The organism is Aminobacter sp. 01T433 (genome assembly GCF_056398585.1).
In genome coordinates this window covers 46294-73252 of the sequence record NZ_JBFTPR010000016.1, presented here as the reverse complement: position 1 = coordinate 73252, position 26959 = coordinate 46294, and the positions used below count along the sequence as shown (strand labels likewise).

Genomic DNA, 26959 nt, shown 5'->3' with positions numbered 1-26959 from the left:
AATGGTCAAACAAATCAATGTGCTGACGCCCAAGTTCACCACCCATGCGGACGGCAGCAATGCCGTGCTGTTCATGAACGAGCTGGTCGGTGAACAGGATGGCCCCACCATTGGTCTGTCAGCCTCGATCCACGGCAATGAAAACGCCGGTTCGCAGGCCATGCTCGAGCTGTTCCGGGTGCTGATGGATACGCCGCTCAAGGGCCGCATCCTGATGCTTCCGGTGGCCAACCCGCGTGCCATGGCGCTCAATCGCCGCTTCACGCCGCTTGATGAACTGAACCTCAATCGCGAATTCCCCGGCAACGCCAGCGGCACCTACTCCCAGCAGCTGGCCAAGGCGATCAGCGATCACTTCCTGGAAAAGATCGACCTGCATATCGATCTACATTCCGGCACCGATCGCCCGACCGTCGACTATGTCTACATCCTTAATGACGAGCCGCTGTCGCGCGCCTTCGGGTCGAAGGTTCTCTATCGCCCGACGGCCTCGAAGGAAGGGACTTCCTTTGACGGCACCACCAAGGCGGTGACCGTCGACAAGCGCGGCATTTCATCGGTGGTCGTGGAGCTGGGCGGCGGCATCGTCGACCAGACGCCCTATGTCCAGCGCACCGTCGACGGCGTGCTCAACATGTTGCGTCACCGCGGCGTCATTCCAGGCGATGTCAAGCCGCAGCCCAAGCAGATTGTCGTCAATGAAATTGCTGGCATCCGCCCGACCCAGGGTGGCTGGCTCGAGCCTTTGTGCCCGGCACTCGGCGAGACGATCAAGAAGGGCGATCTGCTCGGCCGCGTCGTCAGCCCCTATTCGTTCCAGACGCTGGAAGAGATCCCGACCCCTTACGACAACGGGATCATGATCCTCTCGCATCTGTCGCGTAATCTGGTCGAGTCCGGCGACTACGGCTTCATGGTCGGCAATCTGGAAAGCGCCACCGACTGACGGGTGAAAGTCCGGCAAGCGGGGAGCGCGCCTCGTGCGCTTCCCGCTCACCAACAAGGAACGAAGCAAGATGAGCCACACGTCAGCCGCCAGTTCTCAGCCAATGCCCAGCAGGTCGGATCAGCCTATCCTGACGGTCAGCGATCTGGAGATCCGCATTCGAACCGGTCAGGGTTCGTTCGCGGTCGTATCCGACATGGCCTTGTCGGTTGCGCCGGGCGAAACGGTCTGCATCGTGGGCGAGTCCGGTTGCGGCAAGTCGATGACAGCGCTGTCGCTGCTGCGCCTGCTTCCCGAAGCCGCGAGCGTCACTGGCGGAAGGATCGAGATCGACGGTGTCGACCTGCTCAAGCTTGATCAGCGAACCGTCGAGGATTATCGCGGCGAAAAGATCGCCATGATCTTCCAAGAACCGCTGACAGCACTCAATCCTGTCTTGACCATCGGCGAGCAGATCGCCGAAGCAGTGCGTCAGCATCGCAAGCTTGGCCGTCGCCCAGCTTTCGAGCGCGCGGTCGAAGCGCTGCGTCTGGTACAGATGCCCGATCCGCAGCGTCGGGCCCGGCAATATCCGCATGAGCTGTCGGGCGGCATGCGCCAGCGCGCGATGATCGCCCTTGCGCTGGTATGCGAACCGCGCATCCTCGTCGCCGACGAGCCCACCACCGCCCTCGACGTGACCATCCAGGCGCAGATACTGGGGCTGATTTCCGACCTGCAGAAACGTCTTGGCACCGCGCTGGTGATGATCACCCATGACCTCGGTGTCGTCGCCGAGATCGCCGATCGGGTCGTTGTGATGTATGCCGGCCGCCGGATCGAGGAGGCATCGGCCAACGACCTCTTCGACAATCCCATGCACCCCTATACGCTGGGCCTGCTCGGCGCCATTCCGCGCTCGCATGCCGGCGCCAAGGTCGGCGAGCGGCTGGTCGATATCTCAGGCACCGTCCCCCCGCTCTGGGACCTGCCCAAGGGCTGTGCCTTTGCGCCGCGTTGCCCGAAGGCTGCGCCGCGCTGCCATCAAGAACGGCCGGAATTCGAAGAAAAGCAGCCCGGCCATTTTGCCGCCTGCTGGGAGGTCACTCATGCAAATGGCTGAAGCATCCGGACCGCTGCTGGCGGTCAAGGACCTGCAGGTTCACTTCGCAATTCGCAAGGGCGTGTTCAATCGCGTGGTCGGCGCCGTGCGCGCCGTCGATGGCGTAAGCTTTTCGTTGCGGCGCGGCGAAACGCTGAGTTTGGTTGGCGAATCCGGCTGCGGCAAGTCCACCACCGGGCTCGCCTTGCTCGGCTTGCTCAAGCCCAGTGGCGGCCAGGTCGAGTTCGACGGCCAGACCGTTCGTGATTTTCGTGGTTCAGCGCTCAAATCCTACCGCAAGCGCGTGCAGATCATCTTCCAGGATCCGTTCTCGTCGCTCAATCCGCGTCACCGCGTGCGCGACATCATCCGCGCACCGCTCGACATCCACCAAGTCGGCACGCGAGCCGAACGCGACACGCGCGTCGCCGAGCTCATGGAGCGCGTCGGGCTGCGTCCCGATCAGGCCGGCAACTTCGCACACCAGTTCTCCGGCGGCCAGCGCCAGCGCATCGGCATCGCGCGCGCCCTTGCGCTGAACCCTGACATCATCGTCTGCGACGAGCCGGTTTCAGCACTCGACGTGTCAGTGCAGGCGCAGATCCTCAACTTGCTGTCGGACCTGCAGCGCGATCTCGGCGTCGCCTTCCTCTTCATCTCCCATGACCTCGGCGTCGTCGAATATCTCTCCCACCGCGTCGCGGTCATGTATCTCGGCAAGATCGTTGAGATCGCCGACAAGGCGGCGATCTTCGCCAACCCTTCGCACCCCTACACCGAACTGCTCATCGGCTCGGCACCTTCGCTCGATCCGCGCAATCGTCACCAGTTCAAGGCGTCCAACGACGATATCCCAAGCGCCACGAACAAGCCTTCCGGCTGCTCGTTTCACACGCGCTGCCCGCTTGCGACCGATGCCTGCCGCACGACCGAACCGGAACTGAGACTGCGAGACGACGGTCGCATGCTGGCCTGCCACCACCGATAAAACGCCTTCAACCTGCTGACCAATAACTTGCTGAAATGATCCCATGACCCAGAGCTACATCTTCACCGGCGGCAAGGTTCTCGATGCCGCCAAGGGCGTCCTGATCGAGGGACTGTTCGTGCTTGTGCGCAACGGCAGAATTGTCGAGGTTGGCTCATCCATCGCCGCCCCCGCCGACGCGGTCGAGGTAAAACTTGGCGGCAGGACGCTGATGCCTGGCCTGGTCGACTGTCATGTGCATGTGGTGGCGGAATCCCTCGACCTCTGGTCAAACGCCATTGCACCGTCATCGCTTGCAGCACTGCGCTCGGCACGCGTGATGAACGAGGCGTTGATGCGCGGCTTCACCACCATGCGCGATCTTGGCGGCGCCGACCACGGCCTGGTGCGCGCCGTGGAAGACGGGCTGATCGATGGCCCAAGGCTTGTGATCTGCGGCAAGGGCTTGTCGACAACCGGCGGCCACTGCGACCTGCGCCCGCGCACGGACGATCGCCCGGGCATCATGTCAGATCGCCTGGGATCGATGGGTATTCTCGTCGACGGCGTCGACGACGTTCGCCGGGTGTCGCGCGAAATGATCAAGGGCGGCGCGCGCTTCATCAAGGTCATGGCCAATGGCGGCGTGTCCTCGCCCAACGATCCGATCCACTCGCTGCAGTTTTCAAGGGATGAACTGGCCGCGATCGTCGAGGAGGCGGAGAATGCCGGCCTCTATGTTTCGGCCCATGTCTACACCGATGCGGCGATCCGCCGTGTCGTCGAGCTCGGTGTCCATTCGCTCGAGCATTGCAATCTGATCACCGCCGAGACCGCCAGGCTTGCGGCCGACAAAGGCTGCATCGCCGTTCCGACCCTGGTTGCCTATGACGCGCTGGCGCTCGACGGCGAAGAGCTCGGTCTGGGAGAGGCCGAATTCGCCAAGATCGAAGTGGTGCGCCAAGGCGGTTTGCGCTCGCTTGAGATCATGCGTGACGCCGGCCTGCCCATGGCTTTCGGCTCCGACCTGCTTGGCCAGCTACGCAAATATCACTGCATGGAATTCGAGCTGCTCGCCAAGGTGCTGACGCCTGCCGAGATCATCCGCTCGGCGACGATCGTCGGCGCAGAGCTTTGCCGGCTGGAAGTGGGCGTGATCGCAGCGGGTGCCTTTGCCGATCTGCTCGTCGTCGACGGCGATCCGCTGACCGACATCGCCCTGCTTCAGGATGACGGCGCGCATCTGAGCGCCATCATGGCCAATGGCCGGTTCGTCAAGAACCGCTTGCTCTAGTTCAACCGGCCACTGTGCCCGCCACCAGATTGTGAGACATGCCATGCAGTTGGGAAAAGAACTGGCCGGGATCACGGCGGGAATAGACCGGCTCTACCGCAACACACCGCGAAGCGACGGCTTCCTCGATCGCGAGGGGCTTGTTCCGGTTGCCGTCGCCGATGTCGAGCCGACAGCTTTCCGCAGCTATGACGAGGCGGTTCAGGCGCTTGACGATCTGAATGCCCGCTTGCCGCAGGAGGCGAGCGCGCTACGGCAGGGCTACCTCGGCGAAATGATCGACTCGCTTCAAGCGCTGTTGATCACGTTTCAGGAGAAGGAGATTTCCTTCGCCGATCGTGTCCGCCGACAGCTCGGCGTCGACACGCAGATGGTCAGCCAGTCGATCCTGGATGGCTATGCGGTCACGATCCGCGAAAGGCTCGATGAGCTCGGCTATCGCGGTTCTTCGTTGACGGACGACGTTCGCCGCTGGGAGCAAGACAATCGTGTCGCCCCAAGTGCTGTTCTCGACGTGCTCAGCGGTTACGGCGAGGAGGCGCGCCGGCGAACCAGTGCCTTGATGTACGAGATGGGCCAGGAATGGCTCGAACCGGTGGCGGTCGAAAACGTGCCGTTTTCGGCCTATTGCGATTACCCGGGACGGCAGCTTCTGCTCAATCTCGACTTTCCCTACACGCCCTACGCGCTGAAGCATCTGGCGTGCCACGAAGCGTTCCCCGGGCATCTGGTGCATTTGGCTTTGCGCCAGCGCTACGTCGCTGAGCGCAGCATGCCGCTCGACGGCGCGCAGGTGGTGACCAGTTCGGCAAGCAGCGCCCTGTTTGAGGGCATCGCCGACAATGGGCTGTTCTTCCTCGATTGGGTCGACACGCCAGCCGATGAGCTCGCCGTTGCCTTGCAGCGGTTGCGCAGCGCGCTGCGCTGCAACGCGGCCTGGATGATGCACGCCCAAAACATGAAGCTTGACGACATCGCGCCGATCATCGCCGAAGCTGGGTATCAGAGCCTGGAGACGGTGAAGGGGCGCCTCTCGTTCCTGAACCACAATTTGCGGGCGCCTTTTGTCTACGCCTACTGGTGTGGCGAAGTGGCGGTCCACGATGTGTGGAAGACCGTCGAGCGCGAGCGCCGCGCCGAGTTTTGGCATTATCTCTATGCCAACATGCACACGCCGACCACGCTTCGAACATTCTGGAATCAATAGCCGCCGACCTTGTCGTAACCTGACTAGCGCGCACTTGCTGTTTTCGCGATGGGATCGAGCATGACCTGCGACGTGTGGGTCATGCCCGCCTGCGTTCGCGGCAGGCTTTTCTTGATTGTAATACTCAACAATGTTAGACGCCAGCTCCCTAGGGGCAGCTGGCGCGTTCCTCTACGTCCATTCGTACACGCGGCGATCCAAGCGTGCCTGCGCAGGTCAACGACGGAGAAGACAACATGGTTGAAACGACGGGACGGTTCGAGACCGAGCACGGTGCCAAGTACCTTATCCAGCTGTGCAAGCATTTCGCCCACAAGATCGAGGTCAACTACGCCGATCGCCATGGCGAGTGCCACTTTCCATTCGGCAACGCCGTACTCGACGCCAATGACACCGCCTTGACGATCACGGTGGTCGCGCCGGACGCCGAGCAGTTGGCGCGCGCAAAGTCGGTGATCGACGATCACCTCGCGCGCTTCGCTTTCCGCGAGCCCGGTCGCAGTATCGCATGGAACCCTTGAGGCGCCTTGTCGCAGGGCGTGGCCCAGCGGCGATAAAGTCTCCGTGAATGCCTGCCCAAGTCTTGTTTTGCACAGCCAGCTTCTGGTATGCGCAAAACCGGAGTATTTGACGAAGGTTTTATGAAGCCGACGCCATCAGGCAAAGACGGAGACAAAGCATGAAGTATGTTCGGGTCCTGGCCAATCTTGTGGCAGCCCTCGCGATAGCGACGGCACCAGCGGTTGCGGCTGACATCAACACCGCGACGGGTCCGAAAACCATCGACAAGGTTCCCGCCAGGATCGCCGTCTACGACATCGCCGCCATCGACACGCTCAACCGCCTAGGCATCCAGCCTGCCGGCGTTCCCAACAAGCTGTTCGTGCCGGAACTCGCCGATGTCGCCAAGGGCGCAACTGTCGTCGGCACGCTTTTCGAGCCTGATCTCGAGGCGCTGAATGCGCTTGCACCTGACCTTGTGATCGTCGGCGGACGGTCGTCTGCAAAGGCCGAAGCGACCGCTCGCGTTGCCCCCACCATCGACATGACGATGAATGGCGACGACCTTGTTGCCCAGGCCAAGGAGCGGCTTGTGGCTTATGGCGCACTCTTCGCCAAGACCGATGAAGCCGCCGCTGCCAGCAAGGAACTGGACGCTGCCGTTGAAGCTGCCCGGCAGGCAGTGAAGGGCAAGGGCAAGGCCCTGATCTTGATGACCAACGGCCCCAAGATCACCGCTTATGGCCCCGGCTCGCGCTTCGGCTGGCTGCACAAGACGCTCGAACTCGAGCCCGCGGTAGCCAATGTCGAGGCGGCCAACCATGGCGAGGCCATCGCGTTTGAATTCATCAGCAAGGCCAATCCTGATTGGCTTCTTGTACTCGACCGCGCCGCGGCAATCGGTTCCGGCGAGCAAGGCGCGAAGGCGACGCTCGATAACGAACTGGTGGCTCAGACCACAGCCTGGAAAAAAGGCCAGGTGATCTACCTGCCTTCATCCGACTTCTACATCGCCGCAGGCGGCGTCCAGTCCACCCATCGGGTGCTCAAGACAATCGAAGAAGCCTTCGCCAAGGCGCAGTGATGACACTGGCAATGCCCTATGCCAGGCTGGTGGTCGCCACCAGTCTGGTCGGGCTTTTCGCGCTGAGCCTCGGTGTCGGCGTAGACGATTTTTCGCTAGGCAACGTCTTTGCCGATGCAGGGGCGCTTGAGCTTTTGCTGGTCAGCCGCCTGCCCCGGACGCTGGCGGCGGTTCTCGTCGGCGCGGGGCTCGCGATTGCCGGCCTCGTCTTGCAAATCCTCGCGCGTAACCGGTTCGTCGAACCGACGATGACCGGAACCGGCCAAAGTGCAGCACTTGGCATCCTGGCAGTGACGATGCTGTTTCCGTCAGCCTCGATCGGCGTCAAGACACTGGCCGCAAGCGTCACAGCGCTCGCCGGAACCTCCGTTTTCCTGTCCATCGCCCACCGGCTGCCACCGACGCAGCCATTCCTCATTCCACTGTTTGGCCTTGTCTACGGCGGCGTCATTGGCGCGGCTGTGACCTTCATCGCCTGGCAAGCGGACCTGCTGCAATATGTTGATATCTGGACCAACGGCGAATTCTCCGGCGTACTGCGCGGTCGCTACGAGCTTTTGTGGATTCTGGCGGCGATGGTCGCGCTTGCCTTGTGGATCGCCGACCGCCTGACGATCGTGTCGATGGGGCGCGAGGTCAGCGTCGGGCTCGGGCTCAACTATCAGCGCATCGTCCAACTCGGGCTGGTCATGGTCGCGGTGATCTCGTCCTTGGCCGTGGTCGTGGTCGGCATGATCCCGTTTGTCGGCCTTGTGGTGCCCAATCTCGTCTCCCGGCTGATGGGCGACAATCTGAGGAGCGCCCTGCCCTGGGTGGCGATTTCGGGCGCAGCACTGGTGCTCGCTTGCGACATCGTTGGCCGCCTCATCCGCTACCCTTACGAAATCCCTGTCGGCACGGTTCTCGGCGTGGTCGGTTCGGGGCTGTTCCTGTGGATCCTGTTTGGGCGGACGGCACGTGCCTGACAAGCGATTATGGATACTTGGCGCGCTGGCCCTTGCTGCTGCCGTCGCCTTCATGACCGTCGGGCTGCGCGGCAACATCGCCTTCGCGCTCGAGCTGCGCGCATTGCGGCTGCTCACGCTGGTGCAAGTCGGCGTGGCGATCGCCGTCTCGACTGTAGTGTTCCAGACAGTGACGGCAAACCGGGTGCTGACGCCGCAAATCATGGGGCTCGATGCGCTTTACCTGTTCGGCCAGATGGTGCTGGTCGTGGCGCTTGGCAGCGTCGGATTTGTCGCGCTCGACCCGCGTATGAAATTCGCCGGCGAAGCCAGCCTGATGATGGTCATGGCCTTGCTGTTGTTCATGCCCATGCTCAGGCGGCGCTTCGACGTCGGGCTGCTGCTTTTGACCGGCGTCGTGCTCGGGGTGCTGTTTCGCAGCCTTGCTTCGCTGATCGCGCGCCTCATCGATCCCAATGAATTCGCCGTGGTCCAGGGCGCCAGCTTCGCCAATTTCAACACCGTGCGCCCCGACCTGATGGTCATCGGCCTTGTCGTCACGGTGATCGCCACAGTGATCACCTGGCGCAAGCGTCATCTGCTCGATGTGCTGGCGCTCGGTTCCGACAGCGCCATCGGGCTCGGCGTCCACTGGACCCGGGCGCTGACCGGCCTCTTGATGCTCGTCGCTGCACTGGTCGCGGTATCGACGGCCCTGGTCGGCCCCGTCACCTTCTTTGGATTGCTGGTGGTGGCGCTCGCCGAGCGCATCATCAACAGCCGGCGTCACCACCTTTTGCTGCCGGCCGCCATGCTGACGGGGATCATCGTGCTGCTTGGCGGCCAGATGCTGCTTCAGCACGTGCTGGGCGGCGCCTCGACACTGGGTGTCGTCATCGAATTCGTAGGGGGACTGGTGTTCCTGGCCATGCTGATCACAACGAGCAAGCGATGATCGAGATCAAGAATGTTTCACTTAGATATGGCGACACGCAAATCCTGAGCGATGTTTCGCTGACCATGCCCAAGGGCGGGGTGACGGCACTGGTCGGTCCCAATGGTGCCGGAAAATCGAGCCTATTGTCGCTGATCGCGCGGCTGCAGCCGCTGCAGAGCGGCGCGATATCCGTCGACGGCCTGCCGGTGGACACCACGCCAAGCCGCCGCCTCGCCCAGACGCTCGCGATCCTGCGCCAGGACCCTGCCGTGGCGAGCAGGCTCAGGGTGCGCGAACTCGTCGGCTTCGGCCGTTTCCCGCATCAAAATGGCAGCATCGACGCGCACGACAAAAGCTTGATCGACGCAGCCTTGCGGCAGTTCAACCTGGAAGAGCTGGCGGACCGCTTCCTCGACAAGCTTTCCGGTGGCCAGCGCCAGCGCGCCATGGTTGCCATGGCCTTCTGCCAGGGCACCGACTACATGCTGCTCGACGAGCCGCTGAACAATCTCGACATGCTGTTTGCCCGCCAGCTGATGCGCGACCTGCGTGCTGCCGCCGACAACGACAAACGCACGGTGATCGTTGTCTTGCACGACATCAATCAGGCCGCTGTTTATGCCGACCGGATCGTGGCGATGAAGGCGGGACGGATCGTGGCTGACGGGTCACCGGCCGAAGTGCTGCAGCCCAGCGTTTTGGCCGAAGTCTTCGGCTACCACATGAATGTCATCGACGTTGACGGCGCCCCGCTGGTTCTGCATCATCGCTAGCGATTGCTTGCGCGCAACAACTCGTCACGTTGGGCTTACTTCTTGAAGCGCGCCGCTTCTTCCGATCCGCGTGTGGCGTCGCCCGCGCTATAGGAGTGGGCTCCGGCACCGGCGAGTTTGCCGCCGTCGACGATCAGATATTCCTCGCGCATCGGCCGGCCTTCGAACCAGCATTCCAGGATTTCGCGGGTGCCGGCGGCATAACGCGCCTGGGCCGACAGCGACGACCCGGAGATGTGCGGCGTCATGCCGTGATGGGGCATCGATCGCCATGGATGGTCCTTGGGTGCTGGCTGTGGGAACCAGACGTCGCCGGCGTAACCGGCGAGTTGGCCGCTCTCCAGTGCGCGGGCGACCGCGTCGCGATTGCAGATCTTGCCGCGCGCCGTGTTCACCAGATAGGCACCGCGCTTCATCCTGGCGATCATCGCAGCGTCGAAGAGATTTTCCGTCTCGGGATGCAGTGGGGCGTTGATCGTCACCACGTCGCAGACAGGCACCATTTCGGCCGCCGATCTGTGGAAGGTCACGCCCAGTTCCTTCTCGACCGCTTCGGGCAAGCGGTGGCGGTCAGTGTAGTGCAGCTTTACGTCGAACGGCTTCAGCCGGCGCAGCACGGCACTGCCAATCCGGCCAGCACCCACGGTTCCGATCTGCATGCCTTCGACATCGTAGGAACGCGCGACACAGTCGGCGATGTTCCAGCCGCCCTTCACGACCCATCCGTAAGACGGGATGTAGTTGCGCACGAGCCCGAGGATCATCATCACCACATGCTCGGCGACGCTGATCGAGTTGCAATAGGTCACCTCGGCGACCGTGATGCGGCGATCCATCGCCGCCTGCAGGTCGACATGGTCGGAGCCGATGCCGGCGGTGATAGCAAGCTTCAGTCGTTTGGCCTTGGCGATCCGTTCCGCAGTCAAGTAGGCCGGCCAGAACGGCTGCGAGATGACGATCTGGGTATCGGCGAGCTCACGTTCAAAAACGCTGTCGGGGCCGTCCTTGTCCGACGTCACAATCAGACTGTGTCCAGCACCTTCGAGAAATTTCCGCAGGCCCAGTTCGCCCGACACGCTGCCGAGCAGCACGCCTGGTTCGAAGTCGATGGCCTTGGGCGTGGGCAACGTCTGGCCGCCGGGATAGCGGTCGAGTCTGGGCAGGCCATCCCGCGCATATCGCTTGGGATAACCGTCGACCGGATCGTCATAAAGGACGCAAACGACCTTTGCCATTTCCTATCTCCCTTCGTCTGACAGGACGAGGAAGACGCTCGATGCTCGCAAGTAACGACGCCCGGCAGGACGAACTGGTGAAGTAAGCTATTACCAACAGGCGCGTTGCCTGGCGCTTCCTCGTTTGGAAAGTTGCGCGCTATGGCGAATTAGATGGTGGAGCCGAACGCGGTTTCAAGGTCTGCTGGAGGTCGCGCTGGCGCGACCTCCAGGGCTTCCACAAGTGCGGGATAGTTTATCAATATGCCTGTTCATACGTCCCTTGCAGAACGCGCACCATTTCCACCTGATTGAGGCTTGCCCCGAAGATCGGCGTACCGGTGACAAAGCTTCGGCTAGCTGCAAGTTCACCGGCATCGACAGGATCGAAGCCGAGACGGTCGATGAACGCCGCCACCACGTGACGGGCCTGCGCGTCGTCACCCGCAACCGCGAGCGCGCGCCGATCAGGATCTCCGAAGGAGCGCGCTTCTTCTTCGATTTCATGGTAGCCCATGTGATTGAAGCTGCGCACGATCAGCGCCTCGTCCAGATAGTCCTGGATCACCTCGCTGCTTGAGCGATCACCTTCGAATTCGGCCATGGTTCCGTCAGTCGGCGCCCAATAGTTCATGGCATCGACCACAATCTTGCCGGCAAACAATTGGGGGCGAAGATTGCGGTACTTCGACAAAGGCAACGCCAGAACCACGATATCGCTGCCGGCGATCACTGCTTCCGCCGTCTCCGCCTTGGCACCGGGCACCATGATTTCGACCAGCAGTCCGATTTCGGCTGGCGGCCTAGATGTCGCGATCCTGACCTCGTAGCCCGCCGCGATGGCGCGGCGGGCGAGCGCGGTGCCGACACGGCCGGCGCCGAGGATGCCGATGGTCTTCACGTCAGCGGCTTTCATGCTGTTTCTCCTAGATCTTGGTAGTGCCTAGTTCAGCATCCACAAGCGGCTTGACGCGCGTGCCGAGCAACTCGATCGAACGCAGGAACTCTTTCTGCGGCAACTGCCCAACGTCCATCTGGAAGAACTGGCGCGTGTGGCCGATGCTCTTGTGCAAAGCGACGATGCGCTCGGCGATCTCTTCGGGGGCGCCGACAAACAGCGCACCACCACCACTGGCTTCCTTGTCGTAGTGATGACGCGGCGGCGGGGCAAACCCACGGATCTTGCCAAGCGACTCCATTACTGCATGCCAGTGGATCCAGAAGCGCTCCTTCGCTCCAGTGGCGTCATCGCCGATGAAGCCCGGGCTTGCGACCGAAACCTTGATCTGCGCCTCCGGAATGTTCGCCTGTGCTGCGGCACGCCGATAGAGATCGGCGAGCGGGGCAAAACGCGATGCCTGGCCACCGATGATGGCGTAGGAAATTGGCAGGCCGAGCAGCCCCGCGCGCACCGATGAATGCGGATTACCGCCGGTCGCCAGCCAGATTGGCAGCGAACCGCTCTCAGGGCGCGGCACGACCAACGCATCGTTCAGCGCCGGGCGGAACTTGCCGCTCCAGGTGATGGCTTCGCTCTCGTTGATCTTCAGCAGAAGGTCGAGTTTCTCGGCATAAAGCTCGTCATAGTCATTGAGGCTGTGGCCGAAGAGCGGAAAGGATTCCGTCGACGAACCGCGCCCGGCGGTGATCTCGGCACGACCGTTCGACAGGGCGTCCAGCGTCGCGAACTGCTGATAGACGCGCACCGGATCATCGGTGCTGAGAACGGTGACCGCGCTTCCGAGCTTGATATTTTTCGTGGTCGAGGCAGCTGCGCCGAGCACCACTGTCGCAGCGGACGCCGGCATCTCATAGGTGTGGTGTTCGCCGATGCCGAAATAGTCCAGCCCGACTTCATCGGCCAGTTGGATGGCCTCCAAGAGGTTGCGCGTGGCTTGGGCCGTCGAGCCGAGCTTGCCGGTGACAGGATCTTTCTGGACATCACCAAAGCTGTAGACGCCAAGTTCCATGTTCGTTTCTCCTTCGCTGGCGTCGCTCCTTGTGGAGCCATGTCGCCATCAGTATATATTCGTAACCTGGCCTAATATTGTTACTGTCCGAATGGACGCAAGGAGGCACATCCATGTTACCTGAACCGAGCGGCTTGCTTGATATGTGCAGGCCCGTCCGCCAGATCCTTGCGCGGGTCGGCGACAAGTGGAGCGTGCTGATCGTCATGGCGTTGCGCGACGGCCCGCGCCGCTTTAATGAGATCAAGCGCGCCATCGGAACGATTTCGCAGCGCATGCTGACGCTGACGCTGAAAGGCATGGAGCGTGACGGCCTGATCAAACGGACCGTCTTCCCGACCAAGCCGCCACGCGTCGACTATGAGCTGACCGAATTGGGGCATTCGCTGCGCCGGCCGGTGGAAGAGCTGGGCCATTGGGCGATCGCGCACGAAATGCTTATCGCCAAGGCACAACAAACATTCGACCGCGACGCCGCCTGATCGGTCCTCAGATCAGGCCGAGGTGCCCTGCCAGTTCCCGCGCGGCGGCAGCGCCTGCCCTGTTGGCTCCTATGGTCGAGGCGGATGGACCGTAGCCGACAAGATGGATGCGCGGGTCCTTGGCAATTTGGGTCGCCAGGCGACCGGACATGAAGATTCCGCCATTGTCCTCGCGGATTTGCAGCGGCGCCAGATGATCGAGCGAGCTGCGAAAGCCCGTGCACCACAAGATGACGTCGGCCTTCTGCTCGGTGCCGTCAGCCCAGCGGACGCCGTCTTCGGTGATCTCGCTGAACATCGGCAGCCTGTTGAGGATACCGCGTTCGCGCGCAGCCTTGAGCGCGGGCGTCCATGGAATGCCGGTGACCGAGACGACCGAACCAGGCACAAGCCCGCGCCGGACCCTGTCTTCGACGATGGCAACGGCGGCGCGTCCATCCTCAGGGGTGAACGGTGTCTCGCGGAATTGCGGTTCGCGGCGCGTCACCCAGGTAGTGGATGTGACGCGCGAGATTTCGTCGAGCAATTGCAGGGCCGAAATGCCGCTGCCGACGACGATAACGTGCTGGCCGGCGAATTCACCCGCTGTGCGGTAGTCGCGGGTGTGCAACTGGCGGCCCTTGAACTGGTCGGCACCGGGATAGGTCGGAATGTAGGGTGTTTCCCAGGTGCCGGTAGCATTGATGATGCCACGCGCCGAGAAAGTTTCCCGGTCAGTCTCGATCCGGAAGCGTTCATGGCGTTCGCATGCGACCTTGACCGTCACCGGCCGGTAGACCGGCAAGTCGAATTTCTGCTCGTAGGCGGCGAAATAGCGGGGGACCGCAACGGAGGCTTTTACTTCGGCGAGGCCGGTTTCGATGACATCGGCAAACCGCATGCCCGGCAGGTCATGGACGCGGTTGACCGTGCTCAGCGTCAGCGACGGCCAGCGATATTGCCAAGCCCCGCCTGCTTCAGGCGACTTGTCGAGCACCACGTAGCCCTTGCGCGGCACAATGCCGAGCCCCCTGAGATGATAGGCCGAGGAAAGCCCGGCCTGACCCGCACCGATGACGACGATGTCGGTCTTGAGGATGGCGCGAACATCGCGCCTTTCCGAGTGTTCATCGGTCTTCATTGCAGCACGTGCAGAATCTTCAGTGGCCATTCCCGAGCCTGAAATATGGGGCTTTGGATTTCAAGTCGGGCCGTATCCTCAAATCGTGACCCAACGGAATTGACATGGGATGGGTTACATGCAGAAATTGGTCTGACCATTGTACCAATTGGATGTCGAGTTGACCGAAGCCAGCCTTCCCCCGATCCAGGCAACCGCGCGCGACGACGCCGTGCTCAATGCACTCGCCGACTTCGTCATGCAGGAAGACCTGCAGCCAGGCGACCGGTTGCCGACAGAGCGCGTATTGTCGGAACGGTTGAAGGTCAGCCGCACCACGGTGCGCGAGGCGCTGACGCGCTGGGAGGGTCTTGGCCTGGTCGAGCGCCTGCAAGGCAGCGGCACCTTTCTCAAGGCGGCGGTGTCGCGCGACATGCTGCATTTGCCGCTGACATTCGCCTCGGGCAACGACTTCGAAAGCCTGATGCACACGCTTGAAATCCGTCGCGGGCTGGAGGCGGAGGCGGCCGCTTTGTGCGCCTCGCGTGCCGGTGCGGCCGAACTTGCCCTCATCAGGCAGAAGCTCGAGACGATGGAAGAAGCCTTTCACAGCCGCGCCGGCATGTCGTCGGACGAGGACTGGGATTTCCACCAGGCGATCTACCGCGTTTCGGGCAATCCGCTGTTCGAACAGATCATCTCGGCAATGCACGAACTGTTCCACCGCTTCTGGGAACACCCGCTTGGCGTGCGCGATTTCGGCCATGCCAGCTTTCCCTATCACCGTACGATCTACGAGCGCATTGCTGCCGGAGATGCCGAGGGCGCTCGCACCGAGGCCCTGAAACTGATCGCCACCGTGGAGGCCGACCTCAGGCGCGGTGCCGCCAACCTCAAACTTGCGGACAACAAATGAGCAACGATTTCGAGCGGGATTTCATTGCCGAGGCAGCGACATTGCTTGCCCATGACGAGCCCTTTCCCGGTGGCGCCGTCGTGCCGCCGATCTACCAGACCTCGCTGTTCACCTTCGACAGCTATGCCGACATGGCCGATGTTTTTGCCGGCCGTAGCACCAAGCCGATCTATTCGCGCGGCAACAATCCCACTGTGATGGAGTTCGAAAGCAAGATCGCGGCCCTTGAAGGGGCTGAAGCCGCGCGCGGCTTTTCGAGCGGCATGGCGGCTATCAGCTCTACCGTGCTCGCCTTCGTCGGCGCGGGCCAACGCATCGTTGCTGTCCGCAACTGTTACGGCGATGCCTATCGCCTGTTCGAGAGGCTCTTGCCGCATCTTGGCATCAAGGTCGACTATGTCGATGGCTCGGACCCCGACGCGGTTGCTGCAGCGCTTCCAGGTGCTGCGATGCTTTATCTGGAAAGCCCGACCTCGATGATGTTCGAGCTCCAAGACCTCGAAGTGCTGACTGGCATAGCGCGCGCGCACGGCATCGTTAGCGTCATAGACAACTCCTGGGCGACGCCACTGTTTCAGAAGCCGATCCTGCATGGCGTCGACCTCGTCATGCACTCGGCGTCGAAATATCTCGGGGGCCACAGCGACACAGTCGCCGGCGTTGTTGCCGGATCAGTCGAAAATATCCGCCGCATCAATGAGCGTACCTATCCCTATCTCGGCGCCAAGCTGTCACCCTTCGAGGCGTGGCTTCTGCTGCGCGGTCTGCGCACCCTGCCGCTGCGCCTGCCCCACCACATGAAGAGCGGGCTGACCATCGCCGAGCGACTGAAGGGCCACCCCCACGTCGAGCGGGTCAACCATCCCGCCTTTTCCAACCATCCGGGCAAGGCGACGCTGTCAGGCTATTCCGGCCTGTTTTCCTTCGAGGTGACCGACGACATCGACGTGCCGGCTTTTACCGATGCACTGAAACTATTCCGCATCGGCGTCAGTTGGGGTGGTCATGAGAGCCTTGTGGTGCCGGCGCTCGCCTCGCTGCAGCAGACGCCGGATGCCAATTCCATCGGCCGGTTCGGGGTCAGCCCGCGAACCATCAGGCTGAATGTCGGGCTGGAAAATGTGGAGGATCTCTGGGCCGACGTCAGTCGCGCCTTTGAGGGAGCAAAAAGAAAATAGCTTCAAAACCAAGAATGGGAGTGATTGGAATGAAGAAATACAGCCTGTTGTTGGCGACGGCCCTGGGCCTCGCTCTTTCTGCCGGATCGGCACTGGCCGACTCGACGATCAAGATGGTGGAGGTCATCACCAGCCCGCCGCGCACCGAGTTCATTAAGAAGCAGATCGCCGAATTCGAAGCTGCCAATCCGGGCATCAAGGTCGAGCTCGTCTCGCTGCCCTGGGGCCAAGCCTTCGAAAAATTCCTGACCATGGTGCAGGCCGGCGACACACCCGATGTGGTCGAGATGCCCGAGCGCTGGCTCGGCCTCTACGGCACCAACGGCCAGCTCGAGGATCTCGCGCCGTACATGGCCAAGTGGGGTGACGCAGCCACGCTCGGCGACCGCGCCAAAGAGTTCGGCTCGGTGGTCGACGGCAAGCAGTATATGCTGCCCTACGGCTACTATCTGCGCGCCATGTTCTGGAACAAGAAGCTGTTCAAGGAAGCCGGCCTCGACCACGCGCCGACGACGCTCGACGAGTTCATGGACGCCAACAAGAAGATCTCGGCGATCAACGGCAAGTACGGCTACTGCATGCGCGGCGGCCCCGGCGGCTTCAACGGCGTGCAGATGTTCATGAACATCGCCAACGGCAAGGGCGGCTACTTCAACAAGGACGGCACCTCGACGATCAATGAGGAAGGTTCCGTCAAGGGCCTGCAGATGCTGGCTGACATCTACAAGGCAGGCTATGCGCCCAAGGACAGCGTCAGCTGGGGCTTCAACGAGATCGTCACCGGCTTTTATTCCGGCACTTGCGCCATGCTCGATCAGGATCCGGACGCGCTGATCGGCATCGCCGAGAAGATGAAGGCGGAAGATTTCGCGGTGGCGCCGATGCCGGCGGGACCTTCCGGCAAGTCCTACCCGACGCTCGGCTATGCCGGCTGGTCGATGTTCGCCAACTCCAAGGTCAAGGACGACGCCTGGAAGCTGATGTCGACACTGCTTTCGCCGGCAAACAACATCGCCTGGGCCAAGGAAGTGGGCGTGCTGCCGATCCACAACAGCGCCGCCGACGATCCGCACTTCAAGACCGAGCAGTTCAAGGGTTGGTTCGAGGAGCTGAGCAACCCGGACAAGTTCGAGTTCGTCACGCCTCCGGTCCATCTCGAAAACCTCGGCAATTTCTACGACCAGGTCTCGATCAAGAACTTCCAAGAAGTGCTTCTCGGCCAGCGTACGGCCAAGGACATCGCCGACGAGTGGTCTGCTTTCCTGACCAAGGAACAGCAGGACTGGATGGCCAAGAACAAGAAGTAAGCGGCCTCGGCGGAGCAGCGATGCTCCGCCGACCACGCCCGCCAAGGGCTCCCTTGCTGCCCCCTCGCTCGGCCGCATAGCGGTCGTGCCGGCATCGCTGCCAAGCCATTTCTCCCCTTGGGACGAGGCCGAGCAAGCGAGGGGGCGATTTTTTCGCCATGACGAAAGCAATCGCCATGACCACTGCAGTCACCGGATTGAGAACGCCCGAAAAGGTGAGGCGCCGACGCTCATCGTTGCCCGGGCTTGAACCTTGGCTCTATCTCAGCCCGGCGCTCATCCTGCTTGTCACGGTGCTGCTTGTGCCGCTGATCGTCGGCATCAGCTATTCGTTCCGCAAGTTCTCCGCCTTCAAGTCCGAATATGTCGGCCTTGGCCAATATCAGGCGATGATGTCGGACCCGCTGCTCGGACAGGCGCTGTTCAACACGCTATGGTGGACTGCTGGCAGCCTGTTTTTCCAGTTCTTCCTCGGGCTCGGGCTGGCATTGCTGCTCGACCGCCCCTTTGTCGGTCGCAAGCTCGTCCAGGCCGTGGTGTTCCTGCCCTGGGCAGTGCCGTCGTTCCTGTCGGGCCTGACCTGGGCCTGGCTGTTCAACCCCATCGTCGGGCCGTTGCCGCACTGGCTTTACGCGCTCGGCCTGCAGGCGGAGCCGACAAGCATCCTGTCTGACCCCGCTACGGCCATGTGGGGGCCGATCATCGCCAACGTCTGGTTCGGCGTGCCGTTCTTCGCCATCACGCTGCTCGCCGCGCTGAAGTCGATCCCGTCCGAACTGCATGAGGCGGCGGCGATCGACGGCGCCTCGCCATGGCAGCGCTTTTCCAAAGTGACGCTGCCGTTCCTTGCGCCGACAATCGCCATCACCGTCATGCTGCGCACGATCTGGATCGCAACCTTCGCCGATTTGATCTTCGTCATGACAGCAGGTGGTCCGGCTGGCGCCACAAATACGGTCGCCACCTACATCTATGTCAGCGCCTTCAAATCGCTCGACAAGGGCTACGCCTCGGCGGTCGCGGTGCTCCTGCTTGTGCTGCTCATTTTCTATGCGGTCGTGCTCATCGGCATCCGCCGCTCGCTTGCGAGGAATTCGTGATGATTGCCGGACGCTCGACCTCCTCGCGTATCCTCGGTGGCATTGGGCTCTATTCGGCCGTCGGCGCTTATGTGATCTTCGCGCTGTTCCCGATCTACTGGACGCTCAAGATCTCGGTCACGCCGCAGTCGCTACTTTATTCCGAAGGCATCACGCTGTGGCCGTCGGCCACCACCTTCGAGAACTACACCACCGTGCTCAGGGCAACCGATTTCCCACTCTATTTCTTCAACTCAGTAGTGGTCTCGGTGACCACAGCACTCGTCGTTACCGTCATCGCCTCGGCCGCCGGCTACGCCATGTCGCGCTTTTCGTTTCGCGGCAAGACGACGGTTGCGATCGCGCTGTTGCTGACGCAGACCTTCCCGCTGGTGATGGTCATTCCGCCGATCTACCGCATCATGGGCGAGATCGGTCTGACCAACAGCCTGACCGGCCTGATCATCATCTACACCGCCTTCAACACAGCCTTCGCCACCTTCCTTATGCAGTCCTTCTTCGACGGTATCCCGAAAGACCTTGAAGAGGCGGCGATGATCGACGGCTGCACCCGCCTGCAGGCACTACGCCGCATCATCATTCCCCTGACTCTGCCCGGCATGGGCGCCACCTTGGGCTTCGTCTTCACCGCCGCCTGGAGCGAGCTTTTGTTTGCGCTCATGCTGATCTCCAGCGAGGGCCAGAAGACCTTTGCCGTTGGTCTGCTCACCTTCATCGGCAAGTTCGCCGTCGACTGGGGGCAGATGATGGCGGCCTCCATCCTGGCGCTGATCCCCGTCTGCATCTTCTTCGCATTCCTGCAACGCTATCTCGTGACCGGCCTGACCGCCGGCGCCGTCAAAGGATAGGACCATGGCCTCCGTAACGCTCGACAAGGTCCAGAAGAACTACGGCACCCTCAACGTGCTTGAGGCGGTCGACCTGGAGATCGCGGATGGCGAGTTCGTGGTGTTGGTCGGACCCTCCGGTTGCGGCAAGTCCACGCTGCTCAGGATGATCGCCGGACTGGAAGAGATCTCCGCTGGCGAAATCCGCATCGGCGAACGCGTCGTCAACGACGTAGCGCCCAAGGATCGGGACATCGCCATGGTGTTCCAGTCCTATGCGCTTTATCCGCACATGAACGTCGCCGCCAACATGGGCTTCAGCCTGACGCTTAGAAAAACCGAAAAGCAGGCAATCGATACGCGCGTGGGCGGAGCTGCCAACCGCCTCGGCCTCAACACGCTGCTCGCGCGCCTGCCGCGCCAGCTTTCCGGCGGCCAACGCCAGCGTGTCGCCATGGGCCGTGCCATCGTGCGCGACCCTAAGGTGTTTTTGTTTGACGAGCCCTTGTCCAATCTCGACGCCAAGCTGCGGGTGCACATGCGCACCGAGATCAAGGCGCTGCACCAGCAGCTCAAGACCACATCGGTCTATGTCACCCACGACCAGACCGAGGCGATGACCATGGCCGACCGCATCGTCGTCATGCATGACGGTGTCGTCCAGCAGGTCGGCGCGCCGCTCGATCTCTACGATCATCCGGTCAACACCTTCGTCGCGGGCTTCATTGGCTCGCCCGGCATGAATTTCCTGCCGGCGACGATCAAACGGACCGGCGACGACGTCAGCGCAGTCCTGGCCAATGGGCAGAAGCTGCCTGTGCTTGCCAGCCTGCCAGTGAGCGACGGCGACAAGGTGACCGTCGGGCTGCGGCCCGAGCATTTGCATGTTGCTTCCGATGGCGACATTTCAGCCGAAGTCGAAGTCGTCGAACCGCTTGGGCTGTCGACGCAGTTCTACGCCAAGCTTGCCGGCCAGCAGGTTTGCGTCTTTGCCATGGGGCGTGTTGCGGTCAAGCCGGGCGATGCGGTTCGCCTGGCTGCAACAGCTTCCGACCTGCATCTGTTCGACCCCGAAACCGGGCGACGGATCAACTAGCCAGACCCGGTTCAGAGTTCTCTAACACCTCTGCGGTATGCGTCTGATCGAGTGCAACCTGTGTTGCGTAGAGCAGATCGACAAACTGAGATGAGCGAAGTCCGTCCCTTTACAGCTTCGGATGTCTCCGTGGTCGCGGAGATGTTTCAGCGCATCCTTCGCAAGACCAGGCAACCAGCGACAAGCTCTCTCGAGGCCTATCTACAAGAACTCTTCCTCGATGCCCCCGACGCCCAGCCGGACATCACATCGCTGATCCACAAGCGCGATGACGGCAGTGTCTCGGGCTTTCTCGGCGTCCTGCCGCTCGCGCTCGACTTCGAGGGCCGGCCACTGCGCGGTGCCCTTTGCGGGACGATGATGGTCGACCGGCACACGGAGGACCCTTTTGCCGGCGCGCGCCTGGTGCGTGCCTTTTTTGCCGGTCCGCAGGATATTTCGCTGACCGAAACGGCCAATGATGTCTCGACGGCGATGTGGCGTAAGATGCGCGCCACCGTGCTGCCGGACTACAGTCTGGAATGGATCCGCCTCATTCGGCCAGCCGGCTTCATGGTCGAACTCGCTGCGGCCGGCATAGGTGCTGCGCGCGTCTTTTCACCACTGGCTCGGCCAATCGACGCCCTGATCCGCCGGCGCTCAACGGATGGCGAAGCGCACTGGTCGCATTTCACGCGACTTCCGAAGGCCAGCCTCGTGGATGCCGACGTGGATGAAGACGAGCTGCTGGACCTTTTCCCCAAACTCACCGCGCACTACCCGATGCGCCCGACCTGGCACCGTGACACGCTCGCCCGCACCATCGTTCATGCGCGACGCAAAGCAAATTACGGCCAAGGCGTACGCCGTGTCGTGCGTACTGGCAGCGGCCATCCGGTCGGCCTCTACATCTATTACGGCGATAGCGGTCGCATCGGCCGTGCCATCCAGGTGATGTCCCTGCCCGGCCAGGAGGGCGCGGTCATCGACAACATGATCGCCCACGCCGCATCGAACGGGCTGGTGGCCCTGCGCGGGCGTACGCAGCCCGCTTTGCTCAATGCCATGCTGGGACGACGGTTTGCCTTCGTCCACGCCTCGTCAAGCATCGTGCACGCGCGCGATCCCGCACTGGTCCAGCCATTTCTCGACGGAAGGGCATTCTTCAACGGATTTGCCGGCGAATCGTGGTGCAGGTTGATGGGGGATAGGTTTGACTGACGATCCAGCCGGGATTGCAACCTGATGTGCGGGATAGCGGGCTATTGCGGCCAGCCGGTCGGCTCGGACGACGCACGTGCGCTGCTTCAAGACATGACGGGCGCCTTGCGGCATCGCGGCCCCGACGATGCGGGCCTCCATGTCGGCAAGGCCGCCGGCTTGGGACACCGGAGACTTTCGGTCGTCGGCATCGCCGATGGGCACCAGCCCATGGCGAGTGCCGATGGCCGCGTTCATATCAGCTACAATGGCGAGATCTTCAACTACGTCGAACTGCGCGATGCGATGAAGCAGCGCGGGCGCGTTTTCAAAACGTCGTCCGACACCGAAGTCATTCTCCATCTCTATGACGAGATGGGACCGGATTGTGTCTCGCTCCTCAATGGCGATTTCGCCTTTGCAATCTGGGACGAGCGCCGCAATCGCATGATGCTGGCCCGCGACCGGATGGGTGTGCGGCCGCTTTTCTATACATGGCACAACGGCACCTTGTTCTTCGCCTCCGAGGTAAAGGCGTTGCTGCAGGTGCCAGGCATCGTCGCGCGGATCGATCCCGTCGCGCTGGATCAGATTTTCACTTTATGGGCGCCGATCGCGCCCCGCACCGCATTCGCTGGCATATCGCAATTGCCGCCCGCCCATATCATGTTGATCGAGGACGGCCAGGCGATGAGCAAGCCTTATTGGCATCTTGCGTTTCCTGACCACAACGACCCAGGCGATAACCGTTCTGAAGGGGCGCTCGCCGAAGAACTGCTGGCGCTTCTCGACGACGCCACACGAATTAGACTGCGCGCTGATGTTCCAGTCGGTTCATACCTGTCGGGCGGCATAGACTCATCGATGATCGCGGCTTTGGCGGCAAGTAAGGTTCCGCAAGGCTTGCGCACCTTCTCCGTCACCTTCAACGATGCCGCCTATGACGAGAGTGCCTATCAGGCTGAGATGGTCGAAATGCTCGGCACCGCGCATAGTTCGGTCGCGTACCGTGCCAGCGACACCGCGAGCCTGTTTCCTGAGATCGTGCACGGCACCGAGCAGCCTATCTTGCGCACCGCGCCCGCGCCGCTGCATCGCCTTGCCGGTCACGTTCGCGAGCAGGGCATCAAGGTGGTGCTGACGGGGGAAGGCGCGGACGAGGTCCTTGCCGGCTACGATCTTTTCGCGGAGGCGCGGGTGCGCCGTTTCTGCGGCCGTCAGCCCCATTCGCGCATCAGGCCGCATTTGTTCCGCAAGCTCTATCCGTATCTGCCAGCCCTTCAGCAGCAGACGCCTGAATATCTCGCCGCGTTCTTCGGTGCCGGCATCGACGCCACTGATGATCCCTTGTTTTCGCACCGGCCAAGGCTGCGCAGCACCGCGGCGACCAAGATGTTCTTTTCCGATGATCTGCGCGCGACGCTGGGTGGATACGATGCCGCCGATGAGCTCGCTTCAACGCTGCCGGCTGACTTTAACAGGTGGCACCCGCTGCATCAGGCGCAATACATCGAATCGACGACGCTCCTGCCCGGCTACATCCTGTCCAGCCAGGGCGACCGGATGGCGATGGCGCATGGCATCGAGACCCGCTTTCCGTTTCTCGACCCAAGGCTTGTGGAATTCTCCGCACGCATTCCGCCAAGGTTCAAGCTCAGAGGCCTTTCGGGCAAGCACGTGCTGAAGATGGCGGCCCAGGGTCTTGTGCCCGAGACGATCATCAAGCGCCCCAAGCAACCTTACAGGGCACCCGAGAGCGTGTCTTTTGCCGGGGCCGGCGGCTATGTCAGCGAGCGGCTGTCGTCTGCAGCACTTGCCGATGCCGGCCTGTTCAATCCGCGCACGACCGGCAAGCTGGTCGAAAAATGCCTGAACAAGCAAGCCGCCGGCTTTCGCGACAACGCCGCATTCGTAGGTGTGCTCTCGACGCAGCTCTGGGTCGATCGCTTTGCCGGCAATCAATCTGCCGTCTCCGAAGAAGCGGCCATCCTGACGTGAACCCCTGGAACAATGCCATGACCGAAACCACCAATGCCGAAATCCGCAGCTTCATCATCGAAAATTTTCTGTTTGGCGACGAGAGCGCCCCACTCACCGACGACATGTCGCTCATCGAAAACGATCTGATCGACTCGACCGGCATCCTCGAACTCGTTGCGTTTTTGGAGCAGCGTTTCGCTGTCACAGTCGCTGATGCCGATATTGTTCCAGCCAACCTCGACTCCATAGCCAAGATCAGCGCCTTCGTCGGTGGCCGCCTCGCCGCGCAGTCGGCCTAGCTTATCGCCATGCGCGTTGAGGAGTTCCTGCGCGAAAGCGCGCGCAAGTATCCCGCCAAGACCGCACTGGTCGCTGGCGCGCGCAGGTTGAGCTACGGCCAGCTCGATGACCTGTCGGATCGTTTGGCCTCCACGCTGCATTTCAAGGGCGTCGCGCGTGACGACCGCGTTCTGGTCTTCATGGACAACTGTTCCGAGGCCGTGATCTCGATCTTTGCGGTGCTCAAGGCCGGCGCGGTCGTGGTACCCGTCAATGCCTCGGTGAAGGCCGATCGCCTTGGTTTTTTGGTGCGAGACTGCCGCGCGAGCGCGGTTCTGACGCTGGCCCGGCTCCACGCCGTCGCATCCGACGCCGCGCGCGGCGCACCGGATCTCCGTTTGATCGTGGTGTCTGGGGATATCGCCTTGGGAGGGGCAGTCTCCTTCGAAGCCTGCCTTGAAACGGCACCCACACTGCCCGCGCATGGTGGCATCGATATCGATCTGGCGATGCTGATCTACACCTCCGGCTCCACAGGAGAACCCAAGGGCGTCATGATGAGCCATCGCAATGTCGAGGCAGCGGCTTCGTCGATTGCGACCTATCTGGATGCCAGTGCCGACGACATCGTTTTCAGTGCCTTGCCACTGGCTTTCAGCTACGGGTTCTACCAACTGATCGTGACGGTCCGCAGCGGCGGAACGCTTATTCTCGAAAAGTCCTTCGCCTATCCCTATGCGGTGCTTGATGTGATGCGTGCCGAACGCGCGACAACACTACCACTGGTGCCGACCATGGCCGCGATGCTGTTGCAGATGAAGGATCTTGGCCCAGAAACCTTGCCAGACCTTCGCACCGTCACAAGTGCTGCTGCTTCCTTGCCGCCCGACCACATCAGCAAGCTGCAAGCACTGTTTCCGGCGGCGCGAATTTATTCGATGTACGGCCAGACCGAATGCGCCCGCTGTACCTACCTGCCGCCCGAGCAGCTTTCCAAGCGGCCTCACTCGGTCGGCGTCGCCATTCCGGGCACGGAATTGTTCATCGTGGATGAGGACGGTGTCCAGGTCGAGCCTGACATGACAGGAGAGCTCGTGGTTCGGGGACCACATGTGATGCAGGGCTACTGGGAGAATGACCAAGAAACCGCTCGCGCGCTTCGGCCCGGCCGTCGCCCCTGGGAGAAGGTGCTGTTCACCGGCGACCTCTTCAGCCGCGATGAGGATGGGTTTTTCTATTTCATTGCCCGCAAGGACGACATCATCAAGTCGCGCGGCGAGAAAGTGGCGCCAAGGCAGGTGGAGGCGGTGCTCCATGATTGCCCCGGCATAGCCGAGGCTCTGGTTATCGGTATCGCCGATCCGGTCTTGGGCCAGGCTATCCATGCCATGGTGGTGCCATCCGACCCCGGCCTGACGCAACGCGACGTGCTGCGCTTTTGCGCCCGGCGGCTCGAAGATTTCATGGTCCCAAAGACAGTGGAATTCCGCGACAGCCTGCCCAAGACCGATAGTGGAAAGCCCAGCCGGCGTCTAGCGGCGGCGATGATGGAGACCAAATGATGCGCGCGACAAGTGATCAAGAGACAAGCGGACCGTTCTCGGTGGCCGCGCTCGATATCGATTGCGCAGCTGAAGCCGACAGGATCGCCACAACCATGCGCGAACAAGTGCGCGGCTTGAAGCGGCGCGGATATGTGCTTGGTCTATCGGGCGGCATCGACTCCAGTGTCTGCGCCGCAATCGCTGTTCGGGCGCTTGGCGCAGCAAATGTGTTCTGTATCTTCATGCCGGAGCATGATTCCGATCCGGAAAGCCTGCGGCTCGGACGTGCGGTCGCGGCCACATATGGCATCGAGGCCGTCATCGAGGATATCGGCCCGACGCTCGAAGCCATGCGCTGCTACGAGCGTCGCGATGCCTGCATCCGCGAGGTGGTGCCGGACTTCGGCCCCGGCTGGACGTCGAAGATCGTCTTTGCCAACGCGCTGACGACCGGTGGCTATAACATCTCCTCGCTGGTCGTTCGCGCGCCCGACGGCAAGACCGAAAAGCACCGCCTGTCCGCCTCCGCCTATTTGGGCATCGTCGCGGCCACGAACATGAAGCAGCGCACGCGCAAGCAAATGGAATATCACCACGCCGACCGCCTGAACTACGCAGTGATCGGCACGCCCAACCGGCTGGAATATGACCAGGGTTTCTTCGTCAAGAATGGCGATGGCGCTGCCGACATCAAACCGATCGCACATCTCTACAAGTCGCAAGTCTATCAGTTGGCAGCCTATCTCGGCGTGCCTGAGGAAATTCGGCAAAGACCGCCGACGACCGATACCTATTCGCTGCCCCAGACGCAGGAAGAGTTCTACTTCGCCGTGCCATATGCCCAGATGGACCTGTGCCTCTATGGTCTCAACCACGGCTGGAGTGCCACCGACACGGCGAAGGCGGTCTCGCTGACCGATGAACAGGTTGCCTCAATCTGGCAGGACATCGCGGCTAAGCGGAAGGCGGCGCGTTATCTTCATCAGCAACCGCTGCTGGTCGAAGCATGATTCAAGCGTAGCAGCATTCGCCCCCTATGGACCCTTGTGCTGGT

At 61.9% G+C, this 26959-nt stretch carries 26 protein-coding genes; 22 read left to right on the top strand and 4 right to left on the bottom strand.

Annotated features, from left to right (window positions below):
• The first annotated feature begins 1 nt into the window (after nucleotide 1).
• From AC1DLV_RS23595 to AC1DLV_RS23550, 10 genes are all read left to right on the top strand, one after another.
• Complete coding sequence (locus tag AC1DLV_RS23595) at nucleotides 2–946, top strand: succinylglutamate desuccinylase/aspartoacylase family protein (protein ID WP_476789312.1); 945 nt, start codon at nucleotides 2–4, stop codon at nucleotides 944–946.
• A 103-nt stretch (nucleotides 947–1049) separates the two neighbouring features.
• On the top strand, nucleotides 1050–2048 hold the full coding sequence (locus AC1DLV_RS23590) for an ABC transporter ATP-binding protein (RefSeq protein ID WP_476802536.1): 999 nt from the start codon (nucleotides 1050–1052) through the stop codon (nucleotides 2046–2048).
• The gene (locus AC1DLV_RS23585; RefSeq protein ID WP_476802535.1) at nucleotides 2041–3015 is read left to right on the top strand and encodes an ABC transporter ATP-binding protein; all 975 of its coding nucleotides are present in this window, start codon (nucleotides 2041–2043) and stop codon (nucleotides 3013–3015) included. Before AC1DLV_RS23590 ends, AC1DLV_RS23585 begins: the two co-directional genes overlap by 8 nt.
• Before the next feature lie 43 nt (nucleotides 3016–3058).
• The gene (locus AC1DLV_RS23580) at nucleotides 3059–4288 is read left to right on the top strand and encodes a metal-dependent hydrolase family protein (RefSeq protein ID WP_476802485.1); all 1230 of its coding nucleotides are present in this window, start codon (nucleotides 3059–3061) and stop codon (nucleotides 4286–4288) included.
• A gap of 43 nt (nucleotides 4289–4331) precedes the next feature.
• Nucleotides 4332–5495 (top strand): hypothetical protein, encoded by a 1164-nt coding sequence (locus tag AC1DLV_RS23575; protein ID WP_476802484.1) that lies wholly within the window; start codon nucleotides 4332–4334, stop codon nucleotides 5493–5495.
• Nucleotides 5496–5731: 236 nt separating this feature from the next.
• Nucleotides 5732–6016 carry a DUF2218 domain-containing protein gene (locus AC1DLV_RS23570; protein WP_476802483.1) on the top strand — a complete coding sequence of 95 codons (285 nt, stop codon included), beginning with the start codon at nucleotides 5732–5734 and terminating at the stop codon, nucleotides 6014–6016.
• Between the two features lie 158 nt (nucleotides 6017–6174).
• Entirely contained in the window at nucleotides 6175–7080 is a 906-nt protein-coding gene (locus tag AC1DLV_RS23565) for a siderophore ABC transporter substrate-binding protein (RefSeq protein WP_476802482.1), read from the top strand.
• Nucleotides 7080–8045, top strand: coding sequence for an ABC transporter permease (locus tag AC1DLV_RS23560; protein WP_476802481.1), 966 nt, complete (start codon nucleotides 7080–7082; stop codon nucleotides 8043–8045). The genes AC1DLV_RS23565 and AC1DLV_RS23560 overlap by 1 nt, the downstream gene beginning before the upstream one ends.
• Complete coding sequence (locus tag AC1DLV_RS23555; protein WP_476802480.1) at nucleotides 8038–8979, top strand: iron chelate uptake ABC transporter family permease subunit; 942 nt, start codon at nucleotides 8038–8040, stop codon at nucleotides 8977–8979. The genes AC1DLV_RS23560 and AC1DLV_RS23555 overlap by 8 nt, the downstream gene beginning before the upstream one ends.
• Nucleotides 8976–9734: an iron ABC transporter ATP-binding protein gene (locus AC1DLV_RS23550; RefSeq protein WP_476836260.1), complete on the top strand. Its 759-nt coding sequence runs from the start codon at nucleotides 8976–8978 to the stop codon at nucleotides 9732–9734. The genes AC1DLV_RS23555 and AC1DLV_RS23550 overlap by 4 nt, the downstream gene beginning before the upstream one ends.
• Before the next feature lie 35 nt (nucleotides 9735–9769).
• Here AC1DLV_RS23550 and AC1DLV_RS23545 read toward each other — a convergent pair whose 3' ends face one another.
• The 3 genes from AC1DLV_RS23545 to AC1DLV_RS23535 form a co-directional block, all read right to left on the bottom strand.
• The gene (locus tag AC1DLV_RS23545) at nucleotides 9770–10969 is read right to left on the bottom strand and encodes an NAD-dependent formate dehydrogenase (protein WP_476802478.1); all 1200 of its coding nucleotides are present in this window, start codon (nucleotides 10967–10969) and stop codon (nucleotides 9770–9772) included.
• 238 nt (nucleotides 10970–11207) lie between these two features.
• Complete coding sequence (locus AC1DLV_RS23540) at nucleotides 11208–11864, bottom strand: NADPH-dependent F420 reductase (protein WP_476802477.1); 657 nt, start codon at nucleotides 11862–11864, stop codon at nucleotides 11208–11210.
• Between the two features lie 10 nt (nucleotides 11865–11874).
• Entirely contained in the window at nucleotides 11875–12918 is a 1044-nt protein-coding gene (locus AC1DLV_RS23535; RefSeq protein WP_476802476.1) for an LLM class flavin-dependent oxidoreductase, read from the bottom strand.
• Nucleotides 12919–13031: 113 nt separating this feature from the next.
• Between AC1DLV_RS23535 and AC1DLV_RS23530 the strand changes: the two genes are divergently transcribed.
• Entirely contained in the window at nucleotides 13032–13400 is a 369-nt protein-coding gene (locus AC1DLV_RS23530; RefSeq protein WP_476786126.1) for a winged helix-turn-helix transcriptional regulator, read from the top strand.
• Between the two features lie 7 nt (nucleotides 13401–13407).
• On the opposite strand, the gene AC1DLV_RS23525 is transcribed toward AC1DLV_RS23530, so the two are convergent.
• Nucleotides 13408–14520 (bottom strand): NAD(P)-binding domain-containing protein, encoded by a 1113-nt coding sequence (locus AC1DLV_RS23525; RefSeq protein WP_476802475.1) that lies wholly within the window; start codon nucleotides 14518–14520, stop codon nucleotides 13408–13410.
• Between the two features lie 160 nt (nucleotides 14521–14680).
• Between AC1DLV_RS23525 and AC1DLV_RS23520 the strand changes: the two genes are divergently transcribed.
• The 11 genes from AC1DLV_RS23520 (at nucleotide 14681) to nadE (ending at nucleotide 26915) form a co-directional block, all read left to right on the top strand.
• Nucleotides 14681–15415, top strand: a complete 735-nt coding sequence (locus tag AC1DLV_RS23520) for a FadR/GntR family transcriptional regulator (RefSeq protein ID WP_476802474.1) — start codon at nucleotides 14681–14683, stop codon at nucleotides 15413–15415.
• On the top strand, nucleotides 15412–16593 hold the full coding sequence (locus AC1DLV_RS23515; RefSeq protein WP_476802473.1) for a PLP-dependent transferase: 1182 nt from the start codon (nucleotides 15412–15414) through the stop codon (nucleotides 16591–16593). The genes AC1DLV_RS23520 and AC1DLV_RS23515 overlap by 4 nt, the downstream gene beginning before the upstream one ends.
• 29 nt (nucleotides 16594–16622) lie before the next feature.
• The gene (locus AC1DLV_RS23510) at nucleotides 16623–17900 is read left to right on the top strand and encodes an ABC transporter substrate-binding protein (RefSeq protein ID WP_476802472.1); all 1278 of its coding nucleotides are present in this window, start codon (nucleotides 16623–16625) and stop codon (nucleotides 17898–17900) included.
• 176 nt (nucleotides 17901–18076) lie between these two features.
• Nucleotides 18077–19000 carry a carbohydrate ABC transporter permease gene (locus AC1DLV_RS23505; RefSeq protein ID WP_476836264.1) on the top strand — a complete coding sequence of 308 codons (924 nt, stop codon included), beginning with the start codon at nucleotides 18077–18079 and terminating at the stop codon, nucleotides 18998–19000.
• Complete coding sequence (locus tag AC1DLV_RS23500; RefSeq protein ID WP_476802471.1) at nucleotides 19000–19848, top strand: carbohydrate ABC transporter permease; 849 nt, start codon at nucleotides 19000–19002, stop codon at nucleotides 19846–19848. Before AC1DLV_RS23505 ends, AC1DLV_RS23500 begins: the two co-directional genes overlap by 1 nt.
• Before the next feature lie 4 nt (nucleotides 19849–19852).
• Nucleotides 19853–20923 carry an ABC transporter ATP-binding protein gene (locus AC1DLV_RS23495; RefSeq protein ID WP_476802470.1) on the top strand — a complete coding sequence of 357 codons (1071 nt, stop codon included), beginning with the start codon at nucleotides 19853–19855 and terminating at the stop codon, nucleotides 20921–20923.
• Nucleotides 20924–21013: 90 nt separating this feature from the next.
• The gene (locus tag AC1DLV_RS23490) at nucleotides 21014–22123 is read left to right on the top strand and encodes a hypothetical protein (protein WP_476802469.1); all 1110 of its coding nucleotides are present in this window, start codon (nucleotides 21014–21016) and stop codon (nucleotides 22121–22123) included.
• Between the two features lie 24 nt (nucleotides 22124–22147).
• A complete protein-coding gene (gene asnB / locus AC1DLV_RS23485; RefSeq protein WP_476802468.1) occupies nucleotides 22148–24100 on the top strand; it encodes an asparagine synthase (glutamine-hydrolyzing) in 1953 nt (650 codons plus the stop codon).
• Between the two features lie 17 nt (nucleotides 24101–24117).
• A complete protein-coding gene (locus tag AC1DLV_RS23480) occupies nucleotides 24118–24381 on the top strand; it encodes an acyl carrier protein (protein ID WP_476802467.1) in 264 nt (87 codons plus the stop codon).
• A gap of 9 nt (nucleotides 24382–24390) precedes the next feature.
• A complete protein-coding gene (locus AC1DLV_RS23475; RefSeq protein ID WP_476802466.1) occupies nucleotides 24391–25923 on the top strand; it encodes a class I adenylate-forming enzyme family protein in 1533 nt (510 codons plus the stop codon).
• On the top strand, nucleotides 25923–26915 hold the full coding sequence (nadE, locus tag AC1DLV_RS23470) for an NAD(+) synthase (RefSeq protein WP_476802465.1): 993 nt from the start codon (nucleotides 25923–25925) through the stop codon (nucleotides 26913–26915). The genes AC1DLV_RS23475 and nadE overlap by 1 nt, the downstream gene beginning before the upstream one ends.
• The last annotated feature ends 44 nt before the right edge of the window (nucleotides 26916–26959 follow it).

Coding starts and splice junctions, on each gene's coding strand:
- AC1DLV_RS23570 (WP_476802483.1), top strand. CDS start 5,732: ATGGTTGAAACGACGGGACGGTTCGAGACCGAGCACGGTGCCAAGTAC.
- AC1DLV_RS23530 (WP_476786126.1), top strand. CDS start 13,032: ATGTTACCTGAACCGAGCGGCTTGCTTGATATGTGCAGGCCCGTCCGC.
- AC1DLV_RS23495 (WP_476802470.1), top strand. CDS start 19,853: ATGGCCTCCGTAACGCTCGACAAGGTCCAGAAGAACTACGGCACCCTC.
- AC1DLV_RS23475 (WP_476802466.1), top strand. CDS start 24,391: ATGCGCGTTGAGGAGTTCCTGCGCGAAAGCGCGCGCAAGTATCCCGCC.
- AC1DLV_RS23565 (WP_476802482.1), top strand. CDS start 6,175: ATGAAGTATGTTCGGGTCCTGGCCAATCTTGTGGCAGCCCTCGCGATA.
- AC1DLV_RS23545 (WP_476802478.1), bottom strand. CDS start 10,969: ATGGCAAAGGTCGTTTGCGTCCTTTATGACGATCCGGTCGACGGTTAT.
- AC1DLV_RS23490 (WP_476802469.1), top strand. CDS start 21,014: ATGAGCGAAGTCCGTCCCTTTACAGCTTCGGATGTCTCCGTGGTCGCG.
- AC1DLV_RS23550 (WP_476836260.1), top strand. CDS start 8,976: ATGATCGAGATCAAGAATGTTTCACTTAGATATGGCGACACGCAAATC.
- AC1DLV_RS23580 (WP_476802485.1), top strand. CDS start 3,059: ATGACCCAGAGCTACATCTTCACCGGCGGCAAGGTTCTCGATGCCGCC.
- AC1DLV_RS23515 (WP_476802473.1), top strand. CDS start 15,412: ATGAGCAACGATTTCGAGCGGGATTTCATTGCCGAGGCAGCGACATTG.
- AC1DLV_RS23505 (WP_476836264.1), top strand. CDS start 18,077: ATGACCACTGCAGTCACCGGATTGAGAACGCCCGAAAAGGTGAGGCGC.
- AC1DLV_RS23510 (WP_476802472.1), top strand. CDS start 16,623: ATGAAGAAATACAGCCTGTTGTTGGCGACGGCCCTGGGCCTCGCTCTT.
- nadE (WP_476802465.1), top strand. CDS start 25,923: ATGCGCGCGACAAGTGATCAAGAGACAAGCGGACCGTTCTCGGTGGCC.
- AC1DLV_RS23540 (WP_476802477.1), bottom strand. CDS start 11,864: ATGAAAGCCGCTGACGTGAAGACCATCGGCATCCTCGGCGCCGGCCGT.
- AC1DLV_RS23535 (WP_476802476.1), bottom strand. CDS start 12,918: ATGGAACTTGGCGTCTACAGCTTTGGTGATGTCCAGAAAGATCCTGTC.
- AC1DLV_RS23595 (WP_476789312.1), top strand. CDS start 2: ATGGTCAAACAAATCAATGTGCTGACGCCCAAGTTCACCACCCATGCG.
- AC1DLV_RS23585 (WP_476802535.1), top strand. CDS start 2,041: ATGGCTGAAGCATCCGGACCGCTGCTGGCGGTCAAGGACCTGCAGGTT.
- AC1DLV_RS23480 (WP_476802467.1), top strand. CDS start 24,118: ATGACCGAAACCACCAATGCCGAAATCCGCAGCTTCATCATCGAAAAT.
- AC1DLV_RS23590 (WP_476802536.1), top strand. CDS start 1,050: ATGCCCAGCAGGTCGGATCAGCCTATCCTGACGGTCAGCGATCTGGAG.
- AC1DLV_RS23575 (WP_476802484.1), top strand. CDS start 4,332: ATGCAGTTGGGAAAAGAACTGGCCGGGATCACGGCGGGAATAGACCGG.
- AC1DLV_RS23525 (WP_476802475.1), bottom strand. CDS start 14,520: ATGAAGACCGATGAACACTCGGAAAGGCGCGATGTTCGCGCCATCCTC.
- AC1DLV_RS23500 (WP_476802471.1), top strand. CDS start 19,000: ATGATTGCCGGACGCTCGACCTCCTCGCGTATCCTCGGTGGCATTGGG.
- AC1DLV_RS23560 (WP_476802481.1), top strand. CDS start 7,080: ATGACACTGGCAATGCCCTATGCCAGGCTGGTGGTCGCCACCAGTCTG.
- asnB (WP_476802468.1), top strand. CDS start 22,148: ATGTGCGGGATAGCGGGCTATTGCGGCCAGCCGGTCGGCTCGGACGAC.